Here is a 25,598-nt window from a genome sequence, read left to right on the forward strand (position 1 = left end):
AAACCGACCGAGATAAACCAGGACTCATCTGGTCTTCTGTGGTTTGCATATCGGAGGGTGGTTCCGCGATAATGCGAGCGTGAACGCCCCGACGTCGACGTCGATCCACGCCGATCACCCCGAGCCGCTGTGGGTCCAGGCGGTGAACCTGATCAAAGACCAGCTCGGCTCCGGTCTGCTGAAGCCGGGTGGCCGGCTGCCCCCCGAGCGTGAGCTGTGCGAGCGGCTCGGCATCAGCCGGGTCACCCTGCGCAAGGCGCTGCGGACCCTCGTCGAAGAGGGCATCCTCAGCCCCTCCCACGGCCGCGGCTGGTATGTCGCGCCCAGCGTCGGCGCGCCCGCGCGCGAGTGGCCCAACAGCCTGGAGTCGTTCACCGAGACCGCCCGCCAGATGGGCCTGACGCCCAGTTCGACCGTGCTGCGCCACGAGGTGGTGCCGGCCAACCTCGACGAGGCCGAGCAGCTGTCCATCGCGCCCGGCACCCCGCTGTTCACACTGGAGCGGGTGCGCCTGCTCAACGGCGTGCCGACCGCCCTCGACGTCACCCAGGTCCCGGCCGCCCTGGTGCCCGGCTTCGCCGAGCTCGACTTCTCCACCGGCTCGCTCTACGAGCAGATCGCCGCCGTGGGCCTGGCCCCGGTCAAGGCCAACGCCACGATCGAGGCGCGCGAGGCCGACGACTACCTGGCCGGTCACCTGCAGCTGGAGGTCGGCAAGCCGGTCCTGGTGATGCGCCAGCTCGTCTTCAGCGCGACCGACTCCCCGCTGTTCTCCTCGATGGTCTGCTACCGAGGCGACCGCTACCGGCTGCGCACCTCGTTCCAGCGCTGAGACCGCGGCGGCGTTCACTTGCCGATGCCCGCGCTCAGGCCCTGGACGAACTGCCGCGAGAACACCACGAACAGCACGATCAGCGGCACCGCGCCCAGCGTCAGCGCGCCGAGCAGCGCCGGGTAGTCGTTGAGGAACTGCCCCACGAACTGCTGCACGCCGAGCGTCACCGTCTGGTTCTCCCTGCTGGGGGCGAGGATCAGCGGGAACCACAGGTCGTTCCAGACCGGCAGCATCGTCACCGACGCCACCGCCGCGAGACCCGGCCGCACCATCGGCAGCACGATCGACAGCGTGCGCAGTTCACCCGCGCCGTCGATGCGCGCGGCCTCCTTGATCGCGCCGGGAACCGCCTTGAAGTACGTCATGAGCAGCGCGATCGCCAGCGGCAGGCTCATCGCCGTGTAGACGAGGATCAGCGCGGTCAGCGTGTCCATGAGCTGCCAGGAGATCATCGTCTTGATGATCGGCACGGTGCCCAGGCGGATCGGCAGCATGATGCCCAGGACGAAGAACCCGCCCACCAGCGGCGCGAACCGCACCTTGTACTCGGTCAGCGCGAACGCCGCCAGCGTCGCCAGCACCAGCGTGGCCACCGTGGCCCCCACCGTGACGATGAGGCTGTTGCGGTAGTTGACGACGAACTGCCCGCGGGTGAACACCCGCTCGTATCCGCCGAGGCTGAAGGTGTCGGCGTTCGGCAGCGCGAACGGCTCGCCGAAGATGCCCTGCGTGGTCTTGAACGAGTTGACCACGATCACCAGGATCGGCGCGACGGCCAGCAGTGCGAAGAAGATCAGCAGGCCGTGCGTCACGAGCGCGCCCGCGCGGTCGCGATGGGTCGTCATAGTTCGTAGCTCCTGAGCCGGCGGTGCAGCAACCCGAAGTAGACGGCGGTGACGATCAGGATGATCAGGAAGATCACGCTGGCCACGGTCGCGCCGAGGTCGAGGTCGGAGAGTTGCCCGCTCGATCCGAAGAAGGTGCGGTAGAACAGCGTGCCGAGGATGTCGGTGCTGTAGTTGGGCCCGGGGGCCGACCCGTTCAGGGCGAAGATCAGGTCGAAGCCGTTGAAGGTCCAGATGTACGTGAGGATCGCGATCAGCCCGAACTGCGGCGCGATCAGCGGGAACTTCACCCGCCAGAACGTCGACCACGCGCCCGAGCCCTCGACCCTGGCGGCCTCCAGCACGTCGTTCGGCACGGCGAGCAGGGCGGCGTACAGGAAGATCATCGGAATGCCGACGTACTGCCAGACCGACATCAGCGAGATGGTCGGCAGGGCGGTGCGCTCGTCGCCGAGCAGCGGGAAGTCGACCAGGCCCCACAGCGGGTTGATGATCAGACGCCAGACGAAGCCGACGATCACCACCGACAGGGTGGTGGGGATGAACAACAACGTCCGGTAGAGCCCCGTCGACCTGCGCAGCGTGCCTGAGGTGAGCAGCGCGGCCAGCAGCAGGCCGAGCGGCACCTCCACGAGCAGGTGGATGGCGAAGAACTCCAGGTTGTTGGTCAGCGCGTTCCAGAAACGCTCGCTCGTCGTCGGGTTGGTGAACAGGTAGACGTAGTTCTCCAGGCCGACGAACCTGGCGACGCCCGAGTCGGTGTCGTACAGGCTGTACCAGATGGAGTTCACCAGCGGGAGCGCCGCGAACATCACATAGACCACGAGCGCGGGCAGCGTGAACGCCAGGAAGTAGCGGTAGTGGGCCCGGTTCAAGAGGTGCCTTTCCCATCGCGGAGTCGTGCCGGGCCCTCGCGAGAGAGCCCGGCACGCGTTCTCACTGCTGCGGCGTGTACCAGCTCGCGAGGCCCTTCTGGAGTTCCTCGGTCGCCTTCTGGGCGCTGAGGTCCTCGTTGAGCATGAGCTGGAGCACGCGCCACACCTCGTCGTCGAACGGCGGGGTGCCGGCGCTGAGCCGGTCGAGACCGAGGCGCGGGGTGAGCTTCGCGCCGGTCTTCAGGTCGGCGAAGCTCTGCGCGAGCGGGTTGGTGTACGTCACGGGCTGCTTGGCCATCGAGAAGAAGCCGGGCACCTTGTTGACGTACACCTCCAGGAACTCAGGAGTGGCGGTCCAGGCCAGGAACTCCTCGGCGGCGGCCTTGTTCTTGCTCGCGGCGTTGACGCCGATGGCCATGTCGGGCATCTCCTGGAGGTAGCGCTCACCTCCGGCGGTCTCGGCCGGGGGACCGAAGACGCCGACGTTGAGGCCGTCGACGGAGACCTGGTTGATGTTCCAGGAGCCGTCGGGCAGGATCGCGGCCTTGCCGAGCGTGAAGAGCTGCGTCATGTCCGGGTACTTGAGGCTCTCGAAGCCCTTGGGCAGGTACGGCTTCCACGCCGCGAACGCCTCGAAGGCCTTCACGAACTCGGGGTCGGTGACCTTCTTGGTGCCCTTGATGAGCCCCTGACGGCCTTCCTCGCCCTTCCAGTAGACCGGGCCGACGCTGTAGAGCCCGTTGTAGGCGAGCTGCCACGACTCCGACGAGCCGACCGCGAGCGGGGTGTACTTGCCGTTGTCCTTGATCTTCTTGAGCACCGCCAGGAACTCGTCCTGGGTGGTCGGCACCTGGAGGCCGAGCTCGGCGAAGATGTCCTTGTTGTAGTAGAAGCCCGCCAGCACGGCGGCCGTCGGCAGGCAGTAGCGACTGCCCGCGTCGTCGGACCAGGGGTCCAGCGCGAGCGGCTCGAACGAGTCGAGCATCGGCTTGCCGTCGAGCTTCTCGAAGTAGCCCTTCTTGATCCACGAGCGGTTCACGTCGTAGGGCCGGCAGGTGATGAGGTCGGGCCCGGTGCCGCCGTCCACCTGCGACTGGATCGCCGCGTTGTACTCGTTGGTGTTCGTCGGGGCGAACTTGACGTCGATGTTCGGGTGGGTCTTCTCGAAGGCCGGGAGGATCTCGTCCTCCCACATGGCCAGGTCCTCGGTGCGCCAGCTTCCCAGAGTCAGCACGACCTTCTCGCCCGCGGCGGCTGGGGCGGTGGTGCCGCCCGTGGTGGTCACCGGTGTCGCCGACGGCGCGCAGGCCGAGGTCAGGACGGCAGCCGCTACCGCGACCAACGCAACGGATGCACGTATCGCATGCATGGGGTTGCCTCTCGTCATCGTTGTCACATCGCTTGCTCCCCCGGAGGCCAGCGCCTGATGCGGCAGCGTACACAGACGAATAGGGTGGTAACAAGAGGTATTGCTTTGGTTTACGGTGATGCTACCTTTCGAACCACGGCGTGCCCCTTGCCGCCGCGAACCGCGTCCGGAGGACCAGATGATCGGTGTCGGCCTGCTCGGTGCAGGGTTTATCGGTGAGTGCTACGCCGACGCACTCGACGACGTGAAGGGTGCGGAGCTCGTCGCGCACTACTCCCGATCGCCCGAGAGGGCCGCCGCTTTCGCCGCCCGGCCGGGGCGCAACACGAGACCACACGAGACCATGAAGGCCCTCTGCGAGGACCCGGAAGTCGATCTCGTCGTCGTCGCCCTGCCCAACGAGGCGCATCTCGACGCGGTCCGCCTCGTGGCCGCCGCGGGCAAGGGCGTCGTGTGCACCAAGCCGCTCGCGCGCACCGGCCCCGAGGCCGAGGAGATCCTCCGCGTGGTCACCGAGGCCGGCGTCTGGCACGGCTACGCCGAGAGCTCGGTCTTCTCGCCCAACATCGCCAAGGCCCACGAGATCGTCCAGGCCGGCGGCATCGGCGACGTGCTGTGGATGCGCGCCCGCGAAGGTCACTCGGGCCCGCACGCCCCCCACTTCTGGGACGCCGAGACCGCGGGCGGCGGCGCGCTGCTCGACATGGGCTGCCACACGGTCGAGTCGGCCCGGCACTTCTTCGGCAAGGACAACCCGGTCGTCGAGGTCTTCGCCTGGGGCGCGACGATGGTCCACACGGACAAGACCACCGGCGAGGACACCGCCATCGCGCTGCTGAAGTTCGCCGGCGGCCAGGTCGCCTCGATCGAGTCGTCGTGGGTCGAGAAGGGCGGCATGCAACTGCGCCACGAGTTCGTCGGCAGCGCCGGCCGCCTGGTCACCGACACCGCCTCGACGCCCGTGTGGGGCTTCATCAGCCAGCCCGTCGGCTACCTGGTGGAGAAGGCCGACGCGGACACCGGCTGGGTCTATCCGGTGCCGGAGGAGACCAGGGCGTACGGCTTCTCCCAGCAGATGCGGCACTTCGTCGACTGCTTCGCGGCGGGGGAGACGCCGCTGGAGACCTTCGAGGACGGCGTGATCGTCAACCGCATCATCGACACCTGCTACCTGTCGATGAAGACCGGCCGCTGGGAACCGGTGGGCTCCTGAATTTCTCCAGAATTAAATTGTTGAGCAGCTAACAAGCGCTTTCTGCGTGAAGTTAATTCCCCGGAACGCCGGTCCGGAATATCGTGGTGGAAAAAAGTTGGAACGGCAAATTGAAAGTGCGTCGAGAGCGGCTCACAATCGAGGGCGAAGAGGCCTGACCCCTCGATTTTGGAGCCGCAATGGACCGAGCCGTAAAGGGAATTCCATGGCGTAGGAAATCGACGCTCCGGCGCATCGCGTCGGCCGGCGTCGCCCTCCTCGCCGTGGCGTTCCTCTGCGTCCCGCCCGCCAGCGCCGCGGTCGCGCTGCCGACCCCGAAGGAACTGACGGCGTTCCTCGACCTGGAATGCTTCAGGACCAGCCAGTACCAACCGCCCGCCGCCACACTCACGCTGCGCCACCTCAACCCGGTGCTCGCGAACCTGCCCATCGAGACCGTCACACTCGGCCCGCGTGAGCAGCTGTGCGTCCCGGTCGCCAAGAACAACCAGCAGCCGCCGTCGCCCGCGCTCGACTTCATCAGGTTCATCGACCTGGCCTGTTACCGCATCTCCGGCATCACCGTGGGCACCGGGTTGGTTCTCAGCCACCTCAACCCGTTGTTCCAGAGCGCGCCGCGCACCCAGGTGGCGCTGAACTCCCCGCAGCAGCTCTGCGTGCCGGTGATCAAGAACAACGTGGTCCCGCCCAGCGAGGTGCTGGCGCTCGTCCGGCACATCGACCTGAAGTGCTACGGCATCACCCCGAACAACCCGCTCGGCGCGCAGATCGGCCTGCGCCAGCTCAACCCCGTCCTGGTCCCGCTGATCCCGAACCACGCGGCCCAGGTCACCTACGCCCGGCAGCTCTGCGTTCCCGTGCAGAAGGCCGGCGACGTCATCCCCGACCAGATCCTCAACATCATCCGCTGGATCGACCTGGAGAAGTTCGACATCAACGTCGCCGCCACGCCCCAGGTCGGACTGACCCTGCGGCACATCAACCCCGTGCTCGCCGGCCTCCCGCAGGAGCAGGCCATCCTGTACGGCGCCAGTCAGCTGGCCCTGCCGGTCGCCAAGAACGGCGCTTTCCCGCCGGGCTGACCCTCTGAAAACGCGGAGCCCTTCCCCTCGGGAAAGGGCTCCGCTGTTTTTAAGACCTTTGCCTTCGGCATCGGGGGAGCGGGCGAATCACGGGGAATCCCTGTGGCGAGGTTTTCGAGGAGAAAACGCCGCCACATCGGGAGACCGTCAATGCCACGCAAAGCCCGTCTGAATCTGGTCGTCCCCCTGGGTGTCGGAGTCGTCATGGTCGGCGCCTCCGCGCTGGCGCTCGCGGGAGGCGGCGGAGCGCCGGCCGGCGCCGAGATCAGGAACGTCGCGGGCCAGACGGTCGGCTCGCTCCAGGTGGAGGACGCCGGGACCGGCAAGTCCAAGATCACGGTCAACGTGACGAATCTTCCGGCGGGCTATCACGGCTTCCACGTCCACGCCAAGGGCGTCTGCGACCCCACGTCGATCGACCCCGTCTCGGGCACCCCCTTCTTCAGCGCGGGCGGGCACTTCGACGTCGGCGGGCACTCGCACGACCACCACACCGGCGACCTGCCCAACCTGCTGGTCGGCGCCGACGGCACCGGCACCGCCTCGTCGGTGACCGACCGGTTCCGGGTGGCCCAGCTCTTCGACGCCGACGGCAGCTCCATCATGATCCACGCGCTGGCCGACAACTTCGCGAACATCCCCGACCGCTACCGGAACGCGGCAGGGGAGAAGGGCCCTGACGCCGAGACCAAGAAGGCCGGCGACTCCGGCGCCCGCATCGCCTGCGGCGTGATCACCAAGAACTGACCGGCGCGTCGCCGAGAAACCGGATTTACGCGCCCAGAAACCCATCTTTCGGCCAGCAGGTAACGGTCGGCGGAAGGGTCGGTGAATTGGGATTCTCGCGTGTTGCCCGCCGTGGAGCGATCACTACAGGGTGGGGAGTCGACCGCCGTTCCCCCCTGTGACGGAAGTGCCTCCCGTGCGTGTACTGGCGTTTCTCGCCGCCCTCGTCGTCCTGCTCCTCACCGCCGCTCCGGCGCAGGCGCACGTCCGCACGACCTCGGTCGCCGTCGACCTGCGCGGCTCGGGCGACGGGGTCGCGGCCGTCGTCGACGTGGAGTACGACGCCCTGGGCCGGATGCTGGGTCTCGACGGAGTCGCGAGCCCGGACCCCGACGGCGCCGTCCCCGAGGTGCCGGCCGAGGTGCGGCGCGTCTCGCTGGACGCCCACGAGAGCGACGTGGCCGCCTACGTCGGCGGAGGCCTGCGCCTGAGCCGCAGCTCGATCGCGTGCACCGCGCAGGACGGCGGCCGCGTCGAACTCACCGACGCCGGGGCGGTACGGGTCGCGCTCGCCTACGCATGCCCGGCAGCGGGCGAGCTCACCGTCCGCAGCGACGTCTTCCGCGCCGCAGACGGCGTCGTCGACGACATCCGCACGATGGTGGCCTACGACGTCGACGGCACGCGCGGTTCGACGCTGCTCGACGCCGCGCGGACCAGCGTCACGGTGGGGGACACCGACCTGTTCAGCGAGATCCCGAGGTTCGTCCTGCTCGGGGGGGAGCACCTGCTCTTCGGGCTCGACCACGTGCTGTTCCTGCTGGCGCTGCTGCTGGGCGCCAAACGGCTGCGCGACGTCGTCGAGGTCGCCACCGCCTTCACGGTCGCCCACTCGGTGACCCTGGTGCTGGCCGCGATCGGCTGGGTCAGCGTGCCCGGGTGGATCGTCGAGCCGCTCATCGCGCTGTCGATCGCGTTCGTCGCGCTCGACAACCTGCTCTCGCCCAGGACGAGCCACCGCCTGCCCGTGGTCTTCGGCTTCGGGCTGATGCACGGGCTCGGCTTCGCGGGCGCGCTCAGCGTCGACGGGCCCCTGTCGTTCTCCACCCTGGTCGACCTGCTCTCCTTCAACGTCGGCATCGAACTCGTCCAGCTGACGATCATCGCCGTCGCCTTCCCGGCCCTGCTGTTCCTGCGCAGGGTCGCGACCGGGCCGCTCGCCGCCCGCGCTCTCATGCTCGGCACCGTCGCGGCCGCTGTGGCCGTCGCCGGGGCCGGTCTCATCTGGTTCGTCGAGCGCTCCCCGCTCCTCACCTGAAGGATTCTGATTTGTACGGCTTAACGGGGACACGCGCGCGTCTGCGCGTCGTCCTGTACACCGTCACGCTGGGGCTCGCCCTCAGTGTCGTGGCGGGTCCGCTCACCACATATGCCGCCAACGCCATCGATCCGCCGGAGGCCGCCGTACGAGGTGTCGTGTACGTCGACGCCAACGGCGACGGCAAGCGCGACACCGGCGAGGCCGGTCTGGCCGGCGTCCGCGTCTCCGACGGCACGGTCACCACCACGACCGCCGCCGACGGGTCCTACGCCCTGACGATCTCCACCGACCGTCGCAAGACGGACATCGTGTGGGCCGGTCAGCCCCGGGGCTACCGGTTCGGCCTCGACCAGTACAAGGAGCCCAGGTTCTGGGCCAACCTCGGCGAGCTCGCCGACGACGCCACGCCGGTCGCGGACTTCGCGCTGGTCCGCGACGAGCTGTCCGACGGTGACACCTTCTCCTGGGCCAACATCGCCGACCCGCACGTCAACGCGCAGCTGCCCGACCAGATCCGCGAGATCAACTCCACCGGCACCGACCTGCGCTTCATCGCGGTCAGCGGCGACCTCACCAACGACGCCAGCCAGGCGCAGTTCGACACCTACCGTCGTGGCACCCAGCAGTCGGCCGTCGGCGTGTGGCCGGCCGTCGGCAACCACGAGTACGCGAGCGGCTCGGCCTACGCGGACCGGATCGACAACTACCGCAAGAACGTCGGCCCCGAGTGGTACTCCTTCGACTACGGCAACCGGCACTTCGTGGTGCTGGAGAACAACGGCTCCGCCCCCCTCGAGGAGGAGCTGAACTGGCTGAAGAACGATCTGGCCGCCAGTGTCCCGAACGACGACACCGAGGTCGTGGTGCTCACCCACCAGCCGATGAACGTCCCGTTCGGCTCGCCGTCGACCTACGACGAGTTCGGCGACGTGCTCGAGCAGTACAAGGCGCAGCTGATCCTGGTCGGCCACGAGCACTCCAACCACGTCGAGAACAAGTCGGCGTTCGCCTCGACCGCCAAGCACATCCAGACGGTGTCGAGCTCGTACACGATCGACAACGCGCCGCGCGGCTTCCGCTACATCCACATGGCGGGCCCCGGCTTCGAGAACCCGTTCCGGATGTACGGCGAGAACGAGCACATCACCATCGTCAACCCGGCCCCGGGCTCGAAGGTGCCGGCCGCCGGGATGCCGGACGTCCAGATCAACGCCTACGACACCGGTGACGAGGTCGTCTCGGCGCGCTTCCAGATCGCGGGCGACAAGAACTGGCGGCCGCTGTACCGCAGCGGCGAGTTCACCTGGCGCGGCAACCTGCCCAACAGCCAGCAGACGCCCGGCGCGCACCGCATCGACGTGCAGGTGACCGACGCGGCGGGCAAGGTCTGGACCAGGTCGGCCGAGTTCACCCTCACCGACGAGCCGGAACTCAAGACGGTCGCCGGTGACGACTGGACGCAGCACCACGGCGACCAGGGCCACTCCGGTGTTGCGCAGGACCAGGAGCCGGGCCGCCGCCTGGCCTGGAGCTTCCGTACCGAGGGCACCTTCCTGACCGGCTCGCCGGTCATCCACGACGGCGTCGTCTACGCGGGCACCCGCGACGAGAACGGCGACGGCAACAGCCGCATCCACGCCGTCCGGCTCAAGAACGGCCGGGAGCTGTGGAACGTCGAGGTCCCGCAGTCGATCCACGGCAGCCTCGCCTACGGTGACGGCCTGATCTTCGCGCCGACCCTCGGCTCGGAGCTCTACGCCGTCGACGCCGAGACCGGCGAGCTGAAGTGGAAGGCCGTGCCCGAGCAGGCCCCGGCCCCGAACAACCAGCGCACCTACGGCTACTACTCACCGGCCGTCTCCGGCCACACGGTGCTCTGGCCGTACCAGACCCGCTTCGGCATCGGCAGCCAGGGCGTGCTGAAGGCGCTCGACACCCGTACCGGAAAGCAGATCTGGGCCTCCCCGATGTCCGGCGCGACCATGAGCGACGGCACCCCCGCCGTCATGGACGGCACCGTGTTCGTCGGCAACGAGACCGCCGACCGCGTGCTCGCCTACGACCTGGCCACCGGCGCCCGCAAGTGGACCGGGACCGAGGCGCTCGGCAGCTGGCAGGACGGCGTGCCGACCGCCGCCGAGGGCAAGGTCTTCATCGGCGCCAACAACGGCATGGTCGCGCGGGACGCCAAGACCGGCGCGACGCTGTGGACCTACACCAGCCCGCGCGCCTCGCTCGTCTCCAGCGGCTCGACCCCGAGCGCCGCGGCCGTCAAGGACGGCGTCGTCTACATGGGCTTCCCGAGCGGCGCGGTCGTCGCCCTCGACGCCCAGACCGGCAACGTCTTCTGGGAGCGGGCGCTGCCCGGCGACATCTACCACGGCGGCGTCATGTCCAGCCCGGTCGTGGCCGGTGACACGCTCTTCGTCGGCGCCAACAACGGCCGGTTCTACGCCCTGGCCACCGACACCGGCCAGATCCTGTGGAACCACGAGATCGGCACCTGGGTCGGCGCCGGACCGGCCGTCAGCGGCAACACCGTCGTGGCGGGCGCCTGGGACGGCAACCTCTACGCCTACGTGCCGGGCGGCGAGTCCGCACCGCGCTGGGCGACCGTGACCGGCAAGGTCACCGACGCGGAGACCGGCGACCCGATCGCCGGCGCGAAGGTCACCGCCGTCGCCGCCGGTCAGGACACCGCGGTGACCAGCACCGACGCCAAGGGCCACTACACGCTGGGTCTGGCGGCGGCGACCTGGAACGTCACCGCGGCCAAGCGCGGCCTGATCGCCGACGACCACTCGGCCGTCAGCGTCACCGTCGGCACCACCGGCGACGAGAAGGCCGACCTGAAGCTGATCAAGGTCACCCACCCGGTCGCCGGCAGGTCGACGTACACGCCGGACTACGGCAACGGCAGCACCCGCACCGACTTCGTCGCGGGCAAGGAGTACTTCTACCTGGCCAACGACAGGATCCGGGCGTCCATCACGCCGTACACCGCCGCCAACAACGGCGCAGGCGGTCTCGGCCAGGGCCACCTGTCCGACCTGCTGCTCAACGACACCAACGGCGCCGAGACGCTCGACTGGGGCGAGATGCTGCTGCGCCCGAGCCTCACGCCGCCCGACTCGTGGGACCGGCCGAACGACCTGATCGACCTGCCCGACCTCGCGGTCGACGGCGCCGCCGTGGTCGGCAACGGCCAGTACAAGGCGAACCCGGCCATCAAGGCGCAGGTCCGGTACGAGACCCTGCCCGACGCCCCGATCGTGAAGATGACGGTCAAGCTGACCAACACCGGCACGACGGGCTACCAGGGCTACTTCAACTACATGATCGACCCCGACAGCTCGGTCGACAACGGCCGGATCCCCGGCTTCGCCGGCACCAACCCGGGCCTCAAGACCACGGGCTGGACCGGGAAGTACGTCTACGTCGGGGCCGACGCGGCCACCACGAACGGCCAGGCGGCCCATGGTCTCGCCTGGGCCCTGGACACGCCGGCCGCCGTCGGCGCGTACGGCTACGTCGAGGGTCTCTACTACGACGCCACGCTGGCGCCCGGTGCGACGAAGCAGTTCAGCTTCTACCACCTGACCGACTACGCGACCGCGGGCGGCGACCCCACCCGCAACATCGCGAAGTGGGCCGGCGAGATCGACCTGCACGACGAGACCGTCCCCGACGCCGCGCGCGCGGCCGGCACGGTCACCGAGGGCGGCAACCCCGTCTCCGGCGCCCGGGTCGCCCTGGAGAAGGCCGGCGCGGTGGTCGCGACCACGAGCACCGACGCCCTGGGCAAGTACCGCGTCGAGGCCGCGGCCGGTCAGTACGACGTCCGGGTCTCGAAGCTGGGCTTCCAGACCGCCACCGGCGCGGTCACCGTGCCGGCGGCGGGCAGCGGCGTCGCCGACGTCGCGCTGAGCCCGGTCACCGTCGAGGCGAGCTACGGCAAGCAGATCGGCGCGGGCCTGGTCGAGGCGGGTGCGGGCGACGTCATGCTCGAGAACGACAAGCTCTCGATGGCGATCGCCGACGCCTACAACGACGCGCAGCTCTCGGGTGGCACCCGGGGCAAGCCGGTCGACATCGCCGTCCGCGGCATGGCCGACCAGTTCGACTGGATCAACCTGCCCTACGTCCTGGCGACCCAGCCGACCGGCGGCAGCGCCTGGGACATCCGGACGGTCGCGGCGACCGACGTCAAGATCGTCCAGGCGACCGGCGACCAGGCGGTCGTCCGGGTGTCCGGGCCGGTCACCGGCATCGCGGGCCTGACGGCGACGACGACGTACACGCTGAAGCAGGGCGACGACTTCGCCACGGTCGCGACGGAGCTGAGCAACTCGGGCCCGGCCCCGCTCAACGTGTGGACCGGTGACGCGATGGACCACGACGCGGCCGGCCAGGCCAGTGTCATCCCGGGCGCCGGCATCGTGGTGCCCGGCACAAACCTGGCCTACACGCCGACCAAGCCGTACATCGGCATGACCGGCACCGACCCGCAGGTCTTCGGCCTCGTCTACGGCACGCCCGCCAGTGCCTTCGACGTGTACGCCGCGGGCAACTGGGTGATGAGCCGGTTCAACGTCGACGTGCCGGCGGGTGGCTCCTACACCCTCACCCGCAAGCTCGTCGTGACCCCGGGCACCGACGCGGTGGGCATCCTCGACGGGGTGTCCGCGCCGTAACACCTGCCCGCTCCACCAGACGGCCGGCCCGGAACCCATCCGGGCCGGCCGTCTGTCATGCGATCTCCTCCAGGTCGAGGAGCGGGGCGAACGGGTCGTCGTAACGGGCCCACGCGGACGAGCCCGCCACGGTCTCGTCCGGGGTCAGCAGACAGGAGTCGAGCAGGCCGTGGATGCGGTCGCGGTCCAGGTCGGGCCCAATGAAGACCAGGTGCTGCACACGGTCGCCGAGGGGGTCGGTCCAGTCGAGGGCGGCGGCGGCCCGGCGGGCGGGGGAGACCAGATCCCAGGCGGCCTCGGGCAGCGAGGCCAGCCACGGGCCCGCGTCCTCGACCGCCATCCCGCCCGCCACGGCGTCCCAGCCGAGCAGCCGTTCGTGCCGGCTGGCCAGCCAGAACCGGCCGCGTGACCGGACCGACTCGGTGACCAGGTCGTCGATGGCCTCGAACAGGCGGGCGGGGTGCAGCGGGCGCAGCCGGTGCCAGACGACGGTGGTGATCTCACCGTCCCGCGCGTCACAGGGGAGCACGGCGGTGGCGGGGTCGACGCGTTCGGCCAGCACCTCGGTGCGGAGCGCGGGCCCGGTCACGTAGGGCGGTTCGGCGGCGAAGACCGGGGTGGCGGGCGCGAGGTGGGCCAGCAGGGCGCGGGAGAGTTCGTGGTCCTCCTCGTCGCCGCCATGCAGGACCAGGGCGGTGGCGTACTCCACCTGCCGGGCCAGCACCTCGGCCAGGTATCGCCGGTCGCCGCTCGCGCCCTGACCCGTCTCCGACAGGCGCTCGCCCCTGGCGATGTCCACCGGCAGATGCTCGGTGTGCAGCGCGGTCGCCACGCACGTCAGGCGCAGGACCTCGGAGGCCTCCTCGGTGTCGAGCGCCTCGGCCACCGTCCGGGGTTCGACCGAATCCCACAGGTCCACGATCAGCAGCGACGCGTTTCCGGCACGCCGGATCAGCTCCGGCAGCAGGTCCTCCCTGACCGTGCAGGTGACGCATCCGTGCGCCAGCAGCACTTCGGCCGAGTCCAGCACGCCGGAGACGTCTCGCACGGTGCGCTCGACCCGGCCGGAGGAGACCTCGCGCAGGTCGTGGTGGACGGCCACCGCACCGGGGTGGGCGGCCAGGAGCCGGTGGACGGTGGCGGTGCGGGCCGTGGGATGCAGGCCGGCGACCAGGACGACGGGGGTGGTCATGGCTGACCTCTCGAGTAGCGAATGAAAACAATTATCATTATCATCGCACCATCGGTCTTCAGGAAAGGACTCGGCCTTGGCCAGAAACGAACTGCGTCCAGTGATCAAACTCCGCTCCACGGCGGGAACCGGCTACACCTACGTGACCAGGAAGAACCGCCGCAACGACCCCGACAGGCTCACCCTCAGCAAGTACGACCCCATCGCCCGCAGGCACGTCGAGTTCCGGGAGGACCGATGAGCGCCCACTGCCAGCTCACGGGCGTGCAACCGGTCTTCGGCAACAACGTCTCCCACTCCCACCGGCGCACCCGCCGCCGGTGGAACCCCAACGTCCAGCACCGCCGCTACTGGCTTCCCAGCGAGAACCGGCACGTCCGGCTCACCCTCAGCACCCGCGCGATCAAGACCGTGGACAAGATCGGGGTCGAGGCGGCCGTGGCGCGCGTCCGCGCCAGAGGAGAGAAGGTCTGATGGCCAAGAAGAGCAAGATCGCCGCCAACGAACGCCGCCGGGCCGTCGTCGCCCGGTACGCCGCCCGCCGGGCCGAACTGAAGGAGCTCATCCGCACCGGCTCCGCCGACGAGCAGGTGTCGGCCATACGAGAGCTGGCCCGCCAGCCCCGTGACGCCAGCGCCACCCGGGTCCGCAACCGCGACTCGGTCGACGGACGCCCGCGCGGCCACCTGACCAAGTTCGGCCTCTCCCGGATCCGGTTCCGCGAGATGGCCCACCGGGGCGAACTCCCGGGCGTCACGAAGGCGAGCTGGTAGCGGTGGCCGTACCGAAAAGGAAGACCTCCCGCAGCAACACCCGGCACCGCCGCGCCCAGTGGAAGGCCGTCGCCCCCGACCTGGTGCCCATCGTGGTCGAGGGACGTCGGCTGCTGGTGCCGCGCCGGTTGATCGCCGCCTACCGGCGCGGCCTTCTCTGAGACGGTCCTGACGGGATGGGCCGGTCCGCCGGGACCGGCCCATCAGCAGCGGAAGGCGCAGTGCACGGACTCGGGGGAGGTGGAGTTGCGGGCGACGATCTGCTGCAGGGACTGCGTCTTCTCGATGACGTCCAGGCCGGTGCGGGTGAAGGTGGCCTCGTTGTAGACGTCGCGGGCGAGAAGGGGATTGGTCAGGGCCTGGGTGAAGGCGTCGTAGGCGACCATGGTCGTCATCAGCCGGCCCATCATCTCGTCGCGGGAGTAGTCCTCGGCGAAGATGCCCACGTACCACTCGAGCTTGTCGATGTCGTCGTAGAGCTTCTCCAGACGTTCCCGCAGTTCGGCGTCCTGCGTCAGCCGGCCGAAGTCCTTGAGCCGCCCGAGGCCGAAGTTCTCGCGATAGTCGTTGTACGAGGCGAGTCGCGCCTTGCGCGACAGGGCGATCGTCCGTTCCTGCACCGAGGGACGCTCGGGGTGGGCGGGATCGCGGTCGACCAGGAAGCCGGGCGTGTTCATGAGGCCAATCCGGCCTGCGCGTTCTCCGGAGCACTGGGAGACCAGTGACTCGATCCCGCGCGCCAGCACGAGCGGGTTGTTGTTGCGGAAGTCGGTCGAATCCAGCCGGTCCGGGCCGGAGCCGATGGTGCTGGGCACGAGCGAATGCCACCGGTAGAGCAGGTTGAACTCGATCGAGATCCAGTTGGAGCGGTTCCAGCGCTTCCCGTCGGCGATGAACGGGACGGTCTCCAGCGGGAAGTCGTACGGGCTGATGTGCCTGATGTACTCCTCGACCACCAGCTTGAGCAGCAGGACGATCATGATGTTGCGGGTGGTCTCGAACAGGCGGGCGTCGGCCCCCTCCGGCCGCTCGGCCCATTCCGGATGCGCCTGCTTGAGCAGGCCCGCGATCCGGTTGTGCTCGCGCAGGAAGACGACGTTCATGATGGTGTTGCCGATGGTGGAGTTGCCGTGCTCCAGCCCGACGGCGAAGAACGTGTCCTTCTGCTTCTCGGGTGCGTCCTCCAGGAGCCTGCTGACGATGAACTCCGAGTCGTGGAGCCCTTCGAACTCCGGCTTGAACACCGGCGGCTCCCCTGAGGAGCGCGGCCTGAAGAGGAATTCGGGGTACTCCTCGCCGTCGATCAGCTGGCTTTTCAGCCGTCCGTCCCGGTGGGCGCGCAGCAGGTGCGTCTTCTCCTCGGTGAGGCCGTAGATCTGGCAGAGGTCGATCTCCTGGGTGGAGGTGTTCCTGCGGAAGTCGTCCCTGCTGGTCCGCAGGAAGCTGTCGGTGAACCACTGCGCGAAGAACATGAACATGACGCTGGTGTCGGTGGACTCGATCGCCAGGTCCTGTCCCCGCACGTCCTTGCGGCGCCGGAACAGGTCGTTGACGCTCTCCTCGCTCGGCAGGTCTCCCGGTGACGACAGGTTCGGGGGCAGGTGGCGTCCGCTGAACGTCCGGTCGGTCAGGCTCTTCCAGGTGGTGTAGTCGTCGGCCATCGACAGAGCGCGCGGCCGCGGCGAGGTCGAGCGCGCCAGGGTATCGATCACGACGGTGCTCACCACTCTGCGGACCAGCGGGACCCGTCCGACGATGTTCAGAAACCGGGGCAGTTCCCGGGCGATCGACTGCGGCACAGTGAAGAACATCGTGCTCTCGTACCCGGACCGGCCCACCGCCACGCCTCTGACCAGGGAAAACAGACGGAGAGTAGGGGCCTACTCACGCGCGGCCCCACCGTCCGGGCTCACCATCCCCTTCTAGAGCAGAACCTCAGGAGGGGACGATGCGCACCCGAAGATCACTGGCCGTCACGGCCGCCGCCGCACTGCTGCTGTCACTACTGTCGGCGCTTCCCGCGTGGGCGGCGGCGCCCGCATTCTCACTGACTTTCACGATCGACTACCTCAAGGAGATCGAGAGCCCCGACGGGACCGGCGACTACTTCCCGCGCGTCCGGATCGCCGACGGACCGCTGGTGCAGGGGCCGAGGATCGAGGACGACGAGTTCAGCCCGCTGGGCCTGCCGGAGTCGCCCGACGGATGGACGTTCACCAAGGGCGACCTGCCGGGCGACGTGCCGACCGTGCCGATCACGGTCACGCTGTGGGACTACGACAGCGGGCTCAACAGCAACGACGACCGCATGGACATCAGCCCCGTCGACCAGGACGTGGAACTGAACCTGGTCTACGACGTGCGGTCGGGCACCCTCTCCGGCGACCAGCTCCCGGCCGCCGCCCCGTGCGTCAGCTCCTCCGGGGTCGAGCAGGGCCAGTACTGCGTCCAGGGCGACGGCGACCACGGGTTCCCGAGGAACAACGACGGCCGCATCACCCGGATCGGCATCAGCGTCAAGACGACCCTGCCGGACACCGACGGCGACGGCATCCCCGACATCATCGAACTCTCCGGCATCAGGAACGCCGCCGGAGCCGTCATCGTCAGCGGCTCCGACCCCTGCCGCAAGACCCTCATCCTGCAACTCGACTGGATGAGCGACGCCCGCCACAGCCACCAGCCCAAGGGCGACGCCATCACCCTGGTGCGCGACGCCTACGAGGACGCCCCGGTCCCGCCCGTGGCCACCTGCCCCTACCCGGGCCCCCGCCAGGACGGCATCGAGTTCATCCACGTCGCCGGCACCGGGGTGGCCGAACAGAACTTCCTGGGCCTGGACAGCGCCGGCTACCGCAACTTCCGCACCGCCAACTTCCCGGCCGCGCTGGCCCCCTACGCCCACTATGGGATCTTCGCCCACGACCTGACCTTCACCGGAGGCGGCACCAATCCCGGCGTCTCCGGTCAGTGCTGCGAGCCGAACCGGGACAACAACAAGGACATCATCGTCTCCCTCGGCTCCTGGCGGACCATGTGCGTGGCCGACTTCGGCGTCGACTACGGCGGCGACGGCATGCTGCAGACCGTCCGCAACGGGGACGACGTCGTCATCGGCAACCAGATCCACGTCGGCAACGACCGAACGTGCGACACGACCAGCTCAGACGCCACCGACCGTCAGGTGCTGACCCCAGGCACCGGAGCCGGCGACGCCGAGGTGGGCACCGCGGAAGACCAGGCCGGGACGATCATTCACGAGCTGGGCCACGCCCTGAACCTGCGGCACGGTGGCGACACGGACGTCCAGTGGAAGCCCAACTACGTGAGCGTCATGAACTACTTCTTCCAGACCGGCATCCCGAACAGCCCGCCCCCGCTGCTGGTCAACGAGTTGCGAGACTGGAAGAAGGGCGCGGTGCGCTTCAGCTACTCGCCCGGCGGCCTCCCACGGCTGGTGGAGACCGCGCTGAACGAGAACACCGGCATCAGCGACGGCAACGACTTCACCTTCTGGTGGACCGACAACCTGGCCAATCCGGGGAGCGGCTTCCGTCCGCTGCGCTCGGACCGCGGCAACGGCCCGCTCAACTGGAACGACACCGTCAACCCGGCCACCGGCGCCGCGATGATCGAGGCCGGCACGGTCAACGTGAACATCAACGCCGACGCGGACACCGTCCTGGACGACCACAACGACTGGACCGCCCTGCGCTACCGGGCCGTCGCGTCGGCGGACGCCAAGACGGGCGCGTGCAGCGGCTACCTCACCTCGGTCTGTGCGGGAGCCGGCGGGGAACTCGCCTTCGCCACCGTGGTCCGGCAGGAGATCGGGTTCTTCAACCAGTACGACCCCGACGTCGCGCTGGCCAAGACCGTGGACAAGGCCGACGCCGAACCAGGCGAAGAACTGAAGTATCAGGTGAAGCTCGACAACGTCGGCACCGGCGGCGCCCACCAGATCAGGATCACCGACACCCCGCCCACCGGCGCCCCCATCATCCGCGACCTCCCCTACCTGGCCAACGGCAAGAACGCCACGGAGACCATCGCCTACACCGTCCCCTGCGACACCGCCGACGCGACGGTGCTCACCAACCGGGCGACCGTGACCGCCAAGGACAGCGCAGGGGGAGCCGAGGCCAACACGGCCAACAACAGTGGAACCGCCACGACCACTGTCCACGCCCCCAGACTCACCCTGACCAGGACCGCCCCCGCCACCGTCAAGGCAGGGGAGGCGCTGAAAGTCACCCTGAAGACGTCCAACACCGGCAGTGCAACCGCGCTGGAAACGGTCGTCACCGACAAGCTGCCCAAGGAGGTCTACTACAGCCAGGCCCTCGACCAAGGCGCCGGTCCGAAGCCGACGACGGTCACCCGTAACCCCGACGGCACCACCACCCTGACCTGGACCCTCGGCTCCCTGACTGCCGCCCAGAACAAGACCGTCGAGTACACCGCCCGCCCCAGCCTGCTCTTCACCGCGGGCGCGACCCTGACCGGCAACGCGAGCGCGGCGTACAAGAACACCAAGGGCTGCGTGTACGACCCCGCCAGCGCCACCTCCGCCACCGGCATCACCGAAGCCGCCCCCAGCCGCGACCCGCGCCCGACCCTCATCTGGACGCTGTTCGACAATGCCCGCGACGCCGAACTCCTGGCCCGCATCCAGGCGACCGACCAGCGCTACGACGCCAACGGCGACGGCAGGCTGTCCGACCACGAGGCCCTGGGCACGCTCACCGCGATCGGCCTCCAGCCCAAGCCGCTGAAGACCAAACTCCTGACCACCCTGCTCAACCTGAGCGACCGGAGGATCAACGCCTCGACCCGCATCCAGTCCCTGGTGACCCACAAACTCAACCTGACGACGGTGGGCGGCGCCGTCCGCCACTCCTTCGCCACCCTCGAACTCCCGGCCAACCTGCAGAACACGATCCGCTACCTGGACACCTCACTTCTGCTGGACGAGATCAACACGGGCCTGAGCGAGCGCTACTAGATCCATTGATCCTCTTAAGATCAAAAGGGCTCCGGGGGGATTCCCGGAGCCCTTCCCGCGCCCGGAGGTCAGGCTGCTGAGCGCTCGGGCACCGGGCGGCGGCGCAGGTCCACGTCCGAGACGGCCGGCGGGGTGTAGGACACGTCGTTGGGCCCGGCGTCGGTGCCGGGCGGCGCGATCTCGTCGATCCGGTCGAGGATCTCGTCGTCCAGCGTGACGTCGGCGCCGGCGAGCAGGTCGTCGAGTTGCCGCATCGTGCGCGGCCCGATGATCGCCGAGGTCACGCCCGGGTGGGCGATCGCGAACGCCATCGCGAGGTGGGTCATCGACAGGCCCGCCTTCTCGGCGAGCGGGACGAGCTGTTCCACGACGTCGAGCTTGCGCTCGTCGCTGAAGTGGTGGGGCATGCCCCCGGACCGGTGGGTGTCGGCCTGCTGCCCCCTGCGGTATCGGCCGGTGAGCAGGCCCTGACCCAGCGGGCTCCACACCAGCGTGCCCATCCCATGACGCCGGCAGACCGGCAGCACCTCGCGTTCGATGCTCCGGTTGACGATCGAATAGGGCGGCTGCTCGGTCCGGAAGCGCTCCAGCCCCCGCCGTTCGGCGACCCACTGCGCCTCGACGATCTCCGAGGCGGGGAAGGACGAGGCGCCGATCGCGCGCACCTTGCCGCTGTGGATCAGGTCGGACAGGGCGGACAGCGTCTCCTCCACGTCGACCGTCGGGTCGGGGCGGTGGACCTGGTAGAGGTCGAGGTGGTCGGTCTGCAGGCGGCGCAGCGAGTTCTCGACCGCGGTGATGATCCAGCGCCGCGAATTCCCCCGCTGGTTCGGGTCGGCACCCATCGGGTAGTACGATTTGCTCGCGAGCACGACGTCGTCACGGCGCCCCTTGAGCGCCTTCCCGACGATCACCTCGGATTCGCCGCCGGAGTACACGTCGGCGGTGTCGACGACGTTGATCCCCGCGTCCAGCGCCCGGTGGATGATCCGGATCGATTCGTCGTGATCGGTGTTGCCCATGGACCCGAACATCATGGCCCCCAGGCTGTACGGGCTGACGTTCATTCCCGTGCGGCCCAGCGTGCGGTATTTCATGGTTCTCCCTTGAATGCGGGCACGTTCCCGCACTTCAGGAAAGCAAGGGCCGCATGCGGGGGGCTACCAGGATCGTCTCGCGTGGTTGCACGATCCTCTTCGGTCAGGGGAGAGCGGCTTCCCCGCGCATACGTCGCGCGTCGATGCTCGGCGGGGCGCCGAACAGGCGGCGATACTCCCGGCTGAACTGGGACGGGTTGTCGTAGCCGACGCGACGGCCGACGCCGGTGACGTCGTGGGGGCTGTTGGCCAGCAGCAGTCTGGCCGCCTGCAGCCGGATGTGCTTCTGGAACTGGATCGGGCTCATCGCCGTCACCGTGTGGAAGTTCCGGTGGAACGCGGAGACGCTCATCCCCGAAAGCCGGGCGGCCTCCTCGACGCGGAACGGGCGGGTGTAGTTCTCCCTGATCCACCGCACGGCCCGGGTGATGTGGCCCAGGCCGCCGTCGGCGAGACCGAGCCGGCGCACGGCCTCACCCTGCTCCCCGGTCATCAACCGCCAGAGGATCTCGCGCTTGATCAACGGCGCCAGCGTCCTGCGGTCCCGAGGCTGGTCGAGCAGGCGCAGCAGGCGCACGACGGCGTCGATCAACTCGTCCGGGGCGTCACTGACCGCGATCCCCGGCCGCATGTCGCCGGCGGACCTGGGCAGATCGCCCGGCCCGGCCTCCAGCAGCAGCTCGGCGACGGCTGCGGGTTCCAGGGCCATCCCGAAACCGAGCTCGGGGCGGCCCGGGGCGGCGTCGACGGTCTGCCCCGTCACCGGAAGATCGACCGAGGCAACGAGATATTGACCGACGCCGTACTCGTACACCCGGTCGCCCAGTGCGAGTCGCTTGCCGCCCTGGGCGATGATCGCGAGCACCGTGCCGGACATCGCGGACACCGGCGACGCGGCATGGTCGATCCGGCAGATCCGGACGCCGTCGATGGCCGTGGTCAGATCAGGACGCACATGCCGTTCCAGCAGGTCGCGAAGCTCGTCCAGGGACATGAGCACCATTGCATCACCACGACAGGACGAGCGGTCCGGCAGGGTTCATGATCATGAAGTCCGGCCAGAAGCAGATCATGAAGCTACCTCATCCGATTCACGGGACCTTCGCCGGCGTCGGCTACGCGAGGGACCGGGCCGGGCTGCCGCTCAAGGCCGTGCGTGTCCCCGTGCCCGAGCCGGTCGCGGACCAGGTTCTGATCCGCGTCGCCGCCTCGTCGCTCAACCCGCTGGAGTACAAGCTGGCCGAGCTCAACTTCCTGGGACGGACGCCTCCCGTCGCCCTCGGGTTCGACCTCGCCGGTGTGGTGGCCGACGTGGGCCCCGACGCCACCGGCGTCACCGTGGGTGACGAGGTGGTCGCCATGGCCGATCTGAACGGCGACGGGGGCTGGGCCGCGACGGGCCGCGGCTCCTACGCCCTCGCGCGCCGGTTCCTCACCGTGCGCAAGCCGTCGTCCCTGAGTTTTCGCGACGCGGCGGCGCTGCCCATGTGCTTCCTGTCCGCTTTCGCCGGTCTTCACGGGGTCGTCCAGGCCGGTGATACGGTCTACATCCCGGGCGGTGGGGGCGGTGTCGGGCATCTGGCCGTGCAGATGGCGGCACGTGCCTATGGGGCGGGGACGGTCATCAGCAGTGGCGGCAGGCCGGAGTCGATCGCGCTGGCCCGGCGGTCCGGCGCCCATCACGTCTTCGACTACCGGCGTGACGACATCGCCGCCGAGATCGCGGAGCTGACGGACGGCCGGGGTGTCGACCTCGTCTTCGACGCCACCTACAGCGAGCAGAGCTTCGCCGCGACCGCGAAGACCGTCCGGCGGGGCGGCAGGTGGATCGTGCTCGGCGTCGGCCCCGGCAGGACCACGCGCGTGGCCGAGACGGCCAGCCCGGTGGCTGCCATCCTGGCCGAGCGCGGGGCCACGTATGTCAACGTCAACCTGCTGCGGTACTACTCCGAACCCGCCACGCTGGACGGCGAGGCGCGTGCCTTCCTCCAGCGCGGGATGGACCTGGCGATGGAGTGGGCGAACGCCGGGCTTGTGGTCCCGCATGTCAGCCGGACCATCGACAGCACCGTCGAAGCGATCAACGAGGGGCTGGGGTCGCTGAAGACGGGCGGCGGGGTGCTGGGCAAGATCGCGGTGATCGTGGACCCCGAACTGGGCGGGCCCGCTCACTGAGGGGCTTCGTCGTCCCGGGAGCGGGCGAGCCGGATCATGGCGCGATAGAGCGCGGTCGGGGTGGGGCCCGGATCGAGCGGGGGCAGGTCGGCGCCGGGGGCGGCGTAGGCGCGGAGCATCTGGCCGACCAGGCGGCGCCAGGTGCCGGGGGCGGCGTCCTGGGTGGCGGCCACCACGCCCGCGTTGGCCATCAGCAGGATGACCAGGTCTTCCGCGGTGAAGTCGGCGCGCAGACGGCCGGTGGCCTTGGCGCGGGCGATGAGTTCGGTGAACCCGTGGTAGGCCTCGTCGCGGCGGGCCTCCAGCGCCTTGGCGGTGGGGAAGGCCATGGTCAGCACGTCCGCGAAGCCGCGGTCGGCGGCCTGCATCGAGCAGACGGCCTGGACGTAGCCGGTGAAACCGCGCCACGGGTCGGGGTCGGCGAGAGCGACGGCGACGGCGGCGGCGTAGGCGTCCATGCGGTCGGCGAACACCGCGGTGATGAGTTCGTCGCGGGTGGCGAAGCGGCGGGACAGCGTGGCCTTGCCGACGCCGGCCTCGCGGGCGACGCAGGCCATCGAGACGTCGAGCCCGTGAGTGGCGTAGAGGCGGCGGGCCGTGGTCAGGATGCGTTCGCGGTTGCGTTCGGCGTCGGCGCGGAGGGGCTCACCCGAGGAACTCATGGCCGCATCCTATCTAAGTGGAACAGCCTTCCCGTTTCCGTGGTTAGGATAAACGGGAAGCCCGTTCCACTTCGAGAGGTGCAGCTCATGCGTGCCGTGACCCTGGATTCCGTCCCCGCCGCCCCTGCGGTGACCGACGTCGACACCCCCCAGCCGGAGGCCGGTGAGCTGCTGGTGAAGGTGGCCGCCTCCTCGATCAACGGCTTCGACACCGCCGTGGCGGCGGGTTACGTCCAAGGAATGATGGAACACCGGTTCCCGCTGGTGGTCGGCAAGGACTTCGCGGGGACCGTCGAGGCGCTCGGCGAGGGCGTCGACGGGTTCACCGTCGGCCAGCCGGTCTTCGGCGTGGTGATGAAGCCCTTCCTGGGCACCGGATCGCTGGCCCAGTACGTCACCGTGTCCGCCGGATACGGCGTGGCCCCCATCCCCGACGGCCTGGCCGTTCAGGACGCCGGCTCGCTCGGCCTGGCCGGCGCGGCGGCGCTCGACAGCCTCGACGCGGTGGGCCTGGCCGACGGCGAGACGGTGCTGATCTCGGGCGCCACCGGCGGGGTCGGCGCGCTGGCCGTGCAGCTCGCCGCCGCCCGCGGCGCCCGTGTCATCGCCACCGCCAGGCCGGGCGAGGAGGCCGATTTCGTCACGGGCCTCGCCGACGTCGACCTGGTCGACTACACCGTCGAGCTGGACAAGCAGGTCCTCGCGCTCGTCCCCGAGGGGGTGGACGCCGTTCTGCACCTGGCGGGCGACGGGCGCCGGCTCGCGGGGCTGCTCCGGCCGGGCGGGCGGATCGCCTCCACGCTCGGCCTGACTCCGGACGCCGTCGAGGGCGACCTCACCGTCCACTCGATCATGGCCGACCCGAACGCGGCGACGCTGACCGTGCTGGGCGACCAGGTCGCGTCGGGGGCGCTGCGCGTTCCGGTCACCGTCACCTACTCGCTGGAGAAGGCCCCGGATGCGTTCGGCGCGTTCGGCGCCGGAACCCTCGGCAAGATCGCCGTCACCTGCTCCTGAGATGTTTCTCGACGGCCGCCATGACCGCCTGGGGAGAGGCCGACCGGCTGAAGGTGGCCACGACGATCTGCTCGCTGCCGGGCTCGTGGGGCTGTTCGAGCTGGCGGAAGGTCGCGATCACATAGCGCATGGCGTGGTCGAGCAGGTCTGAGGGGTCGTAGGTCCCCCCGGCGCGCAGCCAGCCGCGCAGGACCTGGTTGTGGGCGGCGACGACCGAGGAGGCCATGAGCTCGGCGCGCAGGTCGGCGTCGGGGGAGCCGTCGAGCATCTTGCCGATGAACTCGCGGAAGAGCCGCTGGTAGCGGGCGACGCTGGTGATCTCCCGGTCGCGCAGGGCCGGCACCTGGCGCACGAGGCGATAGCGGCGCAGCGACACCTCGGCGTCTTCCACGTAGTGCGCCAGCACGATGCGGACCGCGTCGGTCACGGCGACGATCGCGGTGTCGGCGGCGGAGGCGCGCAGCCGGGCGTCGACGGTGGCGAGCAGGGTGTCGTGGTCGGGGAAGACCGCGTCGTCCTTCGACCGGAAGTGGCGGAAGAAGGTGCTGCGACTCACCCCGGCGCGGGCCGCGATGTCGTCGATGGTCGTCGCCTCATAGCCGTTCTCGTCGAACAGCGCCACCGCCGCCTCGGAGAGACGGCGGCTGATTGACGGAGTGCCCATCAAGCCATTGTGACGGAGCCGGGGTTGTCCGCAGCCCTGATACTGAGTACCTT

Annotated in this window: 22 protein-coding genes; 13 read left to right on the forward strand and 9 right to left on the reverse strand. The window is 69.4% G+C overall.

Annotation, left to right across the window (positions count from 1 at the left end; all coding sequences use genetic code 11):
- Positions 1–79 precede the first annotated feature (79 nt).
- Positions 80–832, forward strand: coding sequence for a GntR family transcriptional regulator (locus AW272_RS27085; protein WP_066370824.1), 753 nt, complete (start codon positions 80–82; stop codon positions 830–832).
- 14 nt (positions 833–846) lie between these two features.
- On the opposite strand, the gene AW272_RS27090 is transcribed toward AW272_RS27085, so the two are convergent.
- The 3 genes from AW272_RS27090 to AW272_RS27100 all read right to left on the reverse strand — a co-directional run bounded on the left by AW272_RS27090 (position 847) and on the right by AW272_RS27100 (position 3,897).
- On the reverse strand, positions 847–1,680 hold the full coding sequence (locus AW272_RS27090; RefSeq protein ID WP_066370827.1) for a carbohydrate ABC transporter permease: 834 nt from the start codon (positions 1,678–1,680) through the stop codon (positions 847–849).
- Positions 1,677–2,555, reverse strand: coding sequence for a carbohydrate ABC transporter permease (locus AW272_RS27095; protein WP_066370829.1), 879 nt, complete (start codon positions 2,553–2,555; stop codon positions 1,677–1,679). Before AW272_RS27095 ends, AW272_RS27090 begins: the two co-directional genes overlap by 4 nt.
- Positions 2,556–2,616: 61 nt before the next feature.
- Positions 2,617–3,897, reverse strand: coding sequence for an ABC transporter substrate-binding protein (locus AW272_RS27100; protein ID WP_218011088.1), 1,281 nt, complete (start codon positions 3,895–3,897; stop codon positions 2,617–2,619).
- Positions 3,898–4,102: 205 nt separating this feature from the next.
- Here AW272_RS27100 and AW272_RS27105 point away from each other — a divergent pair, with 205 nt between their 5' ends.
- The 5 genes from AW272_RS27105 to AW272_RS27125 all read left to right on the forward strand — a co-directional run bounded on the left by AW272_RS27105 (position 4,103) and on the right by AW272_RS27125 (position 12,960).
- Positions 4,103–5,137, forward strand: coding sequence for a Gfo/Idh/MocA family protein (locus AW272_RS27105; protein ID WP_066370836.1), 1,035 nt, complete (start codon positions 4,103–4,105; stop codon positions 5,135–5,137).
- A 179-nt stretch (positions 5,138–5,316) separates the two neighbouring features.
- Complete coding sequence (locus AW272_RS27110) at positions 5,317–6,219, forward strand: hypothetical protein (RefSeq protein ID WP_066370839.1); 903 nt, start codon at positions 5,317–5,319, stop codon at positions 6,217–6,219.
- 150 nt (positions 6,220–6,369) lie between these two features.
- A complete protein-coding gene (locus AW272_RS27115; protein WP_066370840.1) occupies positions 6,370–6,966 on the forward strand; it encodes a superoxide dismutase family protein in 597 nt (198 codons plus the stop codon).
- Positions 6,967–7,141: 175 nt separating this feature from the next.
- Positions 7,142–8,263, forward strand: coding sequence for a HupE/UreJ family protein (locus AW272_RS27120; RefSeq protein WP_083958714.1), 1,122 nt, complete (start codon positions 7,142–7,144; stop codon positions 8,261–8,263).
- Positions 8,264–8,274: 11 nt separating this feature from the next.
- Positions 8,275–12,960, forward strand: a complete 4,686-nt coding sequence (locus tag AW272_RS27125; protein ID WP_066370843.1) for an outer membrane protein assembly factor BamB family protein — start codon at positions 8,275–8,277, stop codon at positions 12,958–12,960.
- 55 nt (positions 12,961–13,015) lie between these two features.
- Here AW272_RS27125 and AW272_RS27130 read toward each other — a convergent pair whose 3' ends face one another.
- Positions 13,016–14,152 (reverse strand): CobW family GTP-binding protein, encoded by a 1,137-nt coding sequence (locus tag AW272_RS27130; RefSeq protein WP_066370845.1) that lies wholly within the window; start codon positions 14,150–14,152, stop codon positions 13,016–13,018.
- A 76-nt stretch (positions 14,153–14,228) separates the two neighbouring features.
- On the opposite strand from AW272_RS27130, the gene rpmG reads away from it, so the two are divergent.
- From rpmG to rpmF, 4 genes are read left to right on the forward strand one after another with little or no spacing between them, the layout of a single operon-like run.
- Complete coding sequence (gene rpmG / locus AW272_RS27135; RefSeq protein ID WP_066370853.1) at positions 14,229–14,393, forward strand: 50S ribosomal protein L33; 165 nt, start codon at positions 14,229–14,231, stop codon at positions 14,391–14,393.
- Complete coding sequence (gene rpmB / locus AW272_RS27140) at positions 14,390–14,626, forward strand: 50S ribosomal protein L28 (protein ID WP_066370855.1); 237 nt, start codon at positions 14,390–14,392, stop codon at positions 14,624–14,626. The genes rpmG and rpmB overlap by 4 nt, the downstream gene beginning before the upstream one ends.
- Positions 14,626–14,925, forward strand: coding sequence for a 30S ribosomal protein S14 (rpsN, locus tag AW272_RS27145; RefSeq protein ID WP_066370857.1), 300 nt, complete (start codon positions 14,626–14,628; stop codon positions 14,923–14,925). Before rpmB ends, rpsN begins: the two co-directional genes overlap by 1 nt.
- A 2-nt stretch (positions 14,926–14,927) precedes the next feature.
- Positions 14,928–15,086 carry a 50S ribosomal protein L32 gene (gene rpmF / locus AW272_RS27150; protein WP_066370859.1) on the forward strand — a complete coding sequence of 53 codons (159 nt, stop codon included), beginning with the start codon at positions 14,928–14,930 and terminating at the stop codon, positions 15,084–15,086.
- A 42-nt stretch (positions 15,087–15,128) separates the two neighbouring features.
- On the opposite strand, the gene AW272_RS27155 is transcribed toward rpmF, so the two are convergent.
- Positions 15,129–16,736 carry a peroxidase family protein gene (locus AW272_RS27155; RefSeq protein ID WP_066371138.1) on the reverse strand — a complete coding sequence of 536 codons (1,608 nt, stop codon included), beginning with the start codon at positions 16,734–16,736 and terminating at the stop codon, positions 15,129–15,131.
- A gap of 137 nt (positions 16,737–16,873) precedes the next feature.
- On the opposite strand from AW272_RS27155, the gene AW272_RS27160 reads away from it, so the two are divergent.
- Entirely contained in the window at positions 16,874–19,930 is a 3,057-nt protein-coding gene (locus AW272_RS27160; RefSeq protein WP_066370861.1) for a DUF11 domain-containing protein, read from the forward strand.
- Between the two features lie 68 nt (positions 19,931–19,998).
- Here AW272_RS27160 and AW272_RS27165 read toward each other — a convergent pair whose 3' ends face one another.
- Both AW272_RS27165 and AW272_RS27170 read right to left on the reverse strand, forming a co-directional pair.
- Positions 19,999–21,027 carry an aldo/keto reductase gene (locus tag AW272_RS27165; protein WP_066370864.1) on the reverse strand — a complete coding sequence of 343 codons (1,029 nt, stop codon included), beginning with the start codon at positions 21,025–21,027 and terminating at the stop codon, positions 19,999–20,001.
- Positions 21,028–21,130: 103 nt separating this feature from the next.
- Positions 21,131–22,021 carry an AraC family transcriptional regulator gene (locus tag AW272_RS27170; protein ID WP_066371140.1) on the reverse strand — a complete coding sequence of 297 codons (891 nt, stop codon included), beginning with the start codon at positions 22,019–22,021 and terminating at the stop codon, positions 21,131–21,133.
- Positions 22,022–22,074: 53 nt separating this feature from the next.
- Between AW272_RS27170 and AW272_RS27175 the strand changes: the two genes are divergently transcribed.
- A complete protein-coding gene (locus tag AW272_RS27175) occupies positions 22,075–23,202 on the forward strand; it encodes a quinone oxidoreductase family protein (protein WP_169807640.1) in 1,128 nt (375 codons plus the stop codon).
- Here the strand turns inward: AW272_RS27175 and AW272_RS27180 are convergent.
- Complete coding sequence (locus tag AW272_RS27180) at positions 23,196–23,864, reverse strand: TetR/AcrR family transcriptional regulator (protein ID WP_066370870.1); 669 nt, start codon at positions 23,862–23,864, stop codon at positions 23,196–23,198. The genes AW272_RS27175 and AW272_RS27180 overlap by 7 nt on opposite strands.
- 87 nt (positions 23,865–23,951) lie before the next feature.
- Here AW272_RS27180 and AW272_RS27185 point away from each other — a divergent pair, with 87 nt between their 5' ends.
- Entirely contained in the window at positions 23,952–24,881 is a 930-nt protein-coding gene (locus tag AW272_RS27185; protein WP_066371141.1) for an NADP-dependent oxidoreductase, read from the forward strand.
- Here AW272_RS27185 and AW272_RS27190 read toward each other — a convergent pair.
- Positions 24,868–25,545, reverse strand: a complete 678-nt coding sequence (locus tag AW272_RS27190) for a TetR/AcrR family transcriptional regulator (protein WP_066370872.1) — start codon at positions 25,543–25,545, stop codon at positions 24,868–24,870. The genes AW272_RS27185 and AW272_RS27190 overlap by 14 nt on opposite strands.
- Positions 25,546–25,598 lie beyond the last annotated feature (53 nt).

Origin of the sequence: Herbidospora mongoliensis, assembly GCF_001570545.1 — a bacterium.
In the GTDB taxonomy this organism is placed as follows: Bacteria; Actinomycetota; Actinomycetes; order Streptosporangiales; family Streptosporangiaceae; genus Herbidospora; species Herbidospora mongoliensis.

Excerpts from the sequence above, each read along its gene's own strand:
- AW272_RS27090 (WP_066370827.1), bottom strand. The coding sequence starts at position 1,680 with ATGACGACCCATCGCGACCGCGCGGGCGCGCTCGTGACGCACGGCCTG.
- AW272_RS27105 (WP_066370836.1), top strand. The coding sequence starts at position 4,103 with ATGATCGGTGTCGGCCTGCTCGGTGCAGGGTTTATCGGTGAGTGCTAC.
- AW272_RS27110 (WP_066370839.1), top strand. The coding sequence starts at position 5,317 with ATGGACCGAGCCGTAAAGGGAATTCCATGGCGTAGGAAATCGACGCTC.
- AW272_RS27115 (WP_066370840.1), top strand. The coding sequence starts at position 6,370 with ATGCCACGCAAAGCCCGTCTGAATCTGGTCGTCCCCCTGGGTGTCGGA.
- AW272_RS27130 (WP_066370845.1), bottom strand. The coding sequence starts at position 14,152 with ATGACCACCCCCGTCGTCCTGGTCGCCGGCCTGCATCCCACGGCCCGC.
- rpmB (WP_066370855.1), top strand. The coding sequence starts at position 14,390 with ATGAGCGCCCACTGCCAGCTCACGGGCGTGCAACCGGTCTTCGGCAAC.
- rpsN (WP_066370857.1), top strand. The coding sequence starts at position 14,626 with ATGGCCAAGAAGAGCAAGATCGCCGCCAACGAACGCCGCCGGGCCGTC.
- AW272_RS27155 (WP_066371138.1), bottom strand. The coding sequence starts at position 16,736 with ATGTTCTTCACTGTGCCGCAGTCGATCGCCCGGGAACTGCCCCGGTTT.
- AW272_RS27160 (WP_066370861.1), top strand. The coding sequence starts at position 16,874 with ATGCGCACCCGAAGATCACTGGCCGTCACGGCCGCCGCCGCACTGCTG.
- AW272_RS27165 (WP_066370864.1), bottom strand. The coding sequence starts at position 21,027 with ATGAAATACCGCACGCTGGGCCGCACGGGAATGAACGTCAGCCCGTAC.
- AW272_RS27170 (WP_066371140.1), bottom strand. The coding sequence starts at position 22,021 with ATGTCCCTGGACGAGCTTCGCGACCTGCTGGAACGGCATGTGCGTCCT.
- AW272_RS27175 (WP_169807640.1), top strand. The coding sequence starts at position 22,075 with ATGAAGTCCGGCCAGAAGCAGATCATGAAGCTACCTCATCCGATTCAC.
- AW272_RS27180 (WP_066370870.1), bottom strand. The coding sequence starts at position 23,864 with ATGAGTTCCTCGGGTGAGCCCCTCCGCGCCGACGCCGAACGCAACCGC.
- AW272_RS27185 (WP_066371141.1), top strand. The coding sequence starts at position 23,952 with ATGCGTGCCGTGACCCTGGATTCCGTCCCCGCCGCCCCTGCGGTGACC.
- AW272_RS27190 (WP_066370872.1), bottom strand. The coding sequence starts at position 25,545 with ATGGGCACTCCGTCAATCAGCCGCCGTCTCTCCGAGGCGGCGGTGGCG.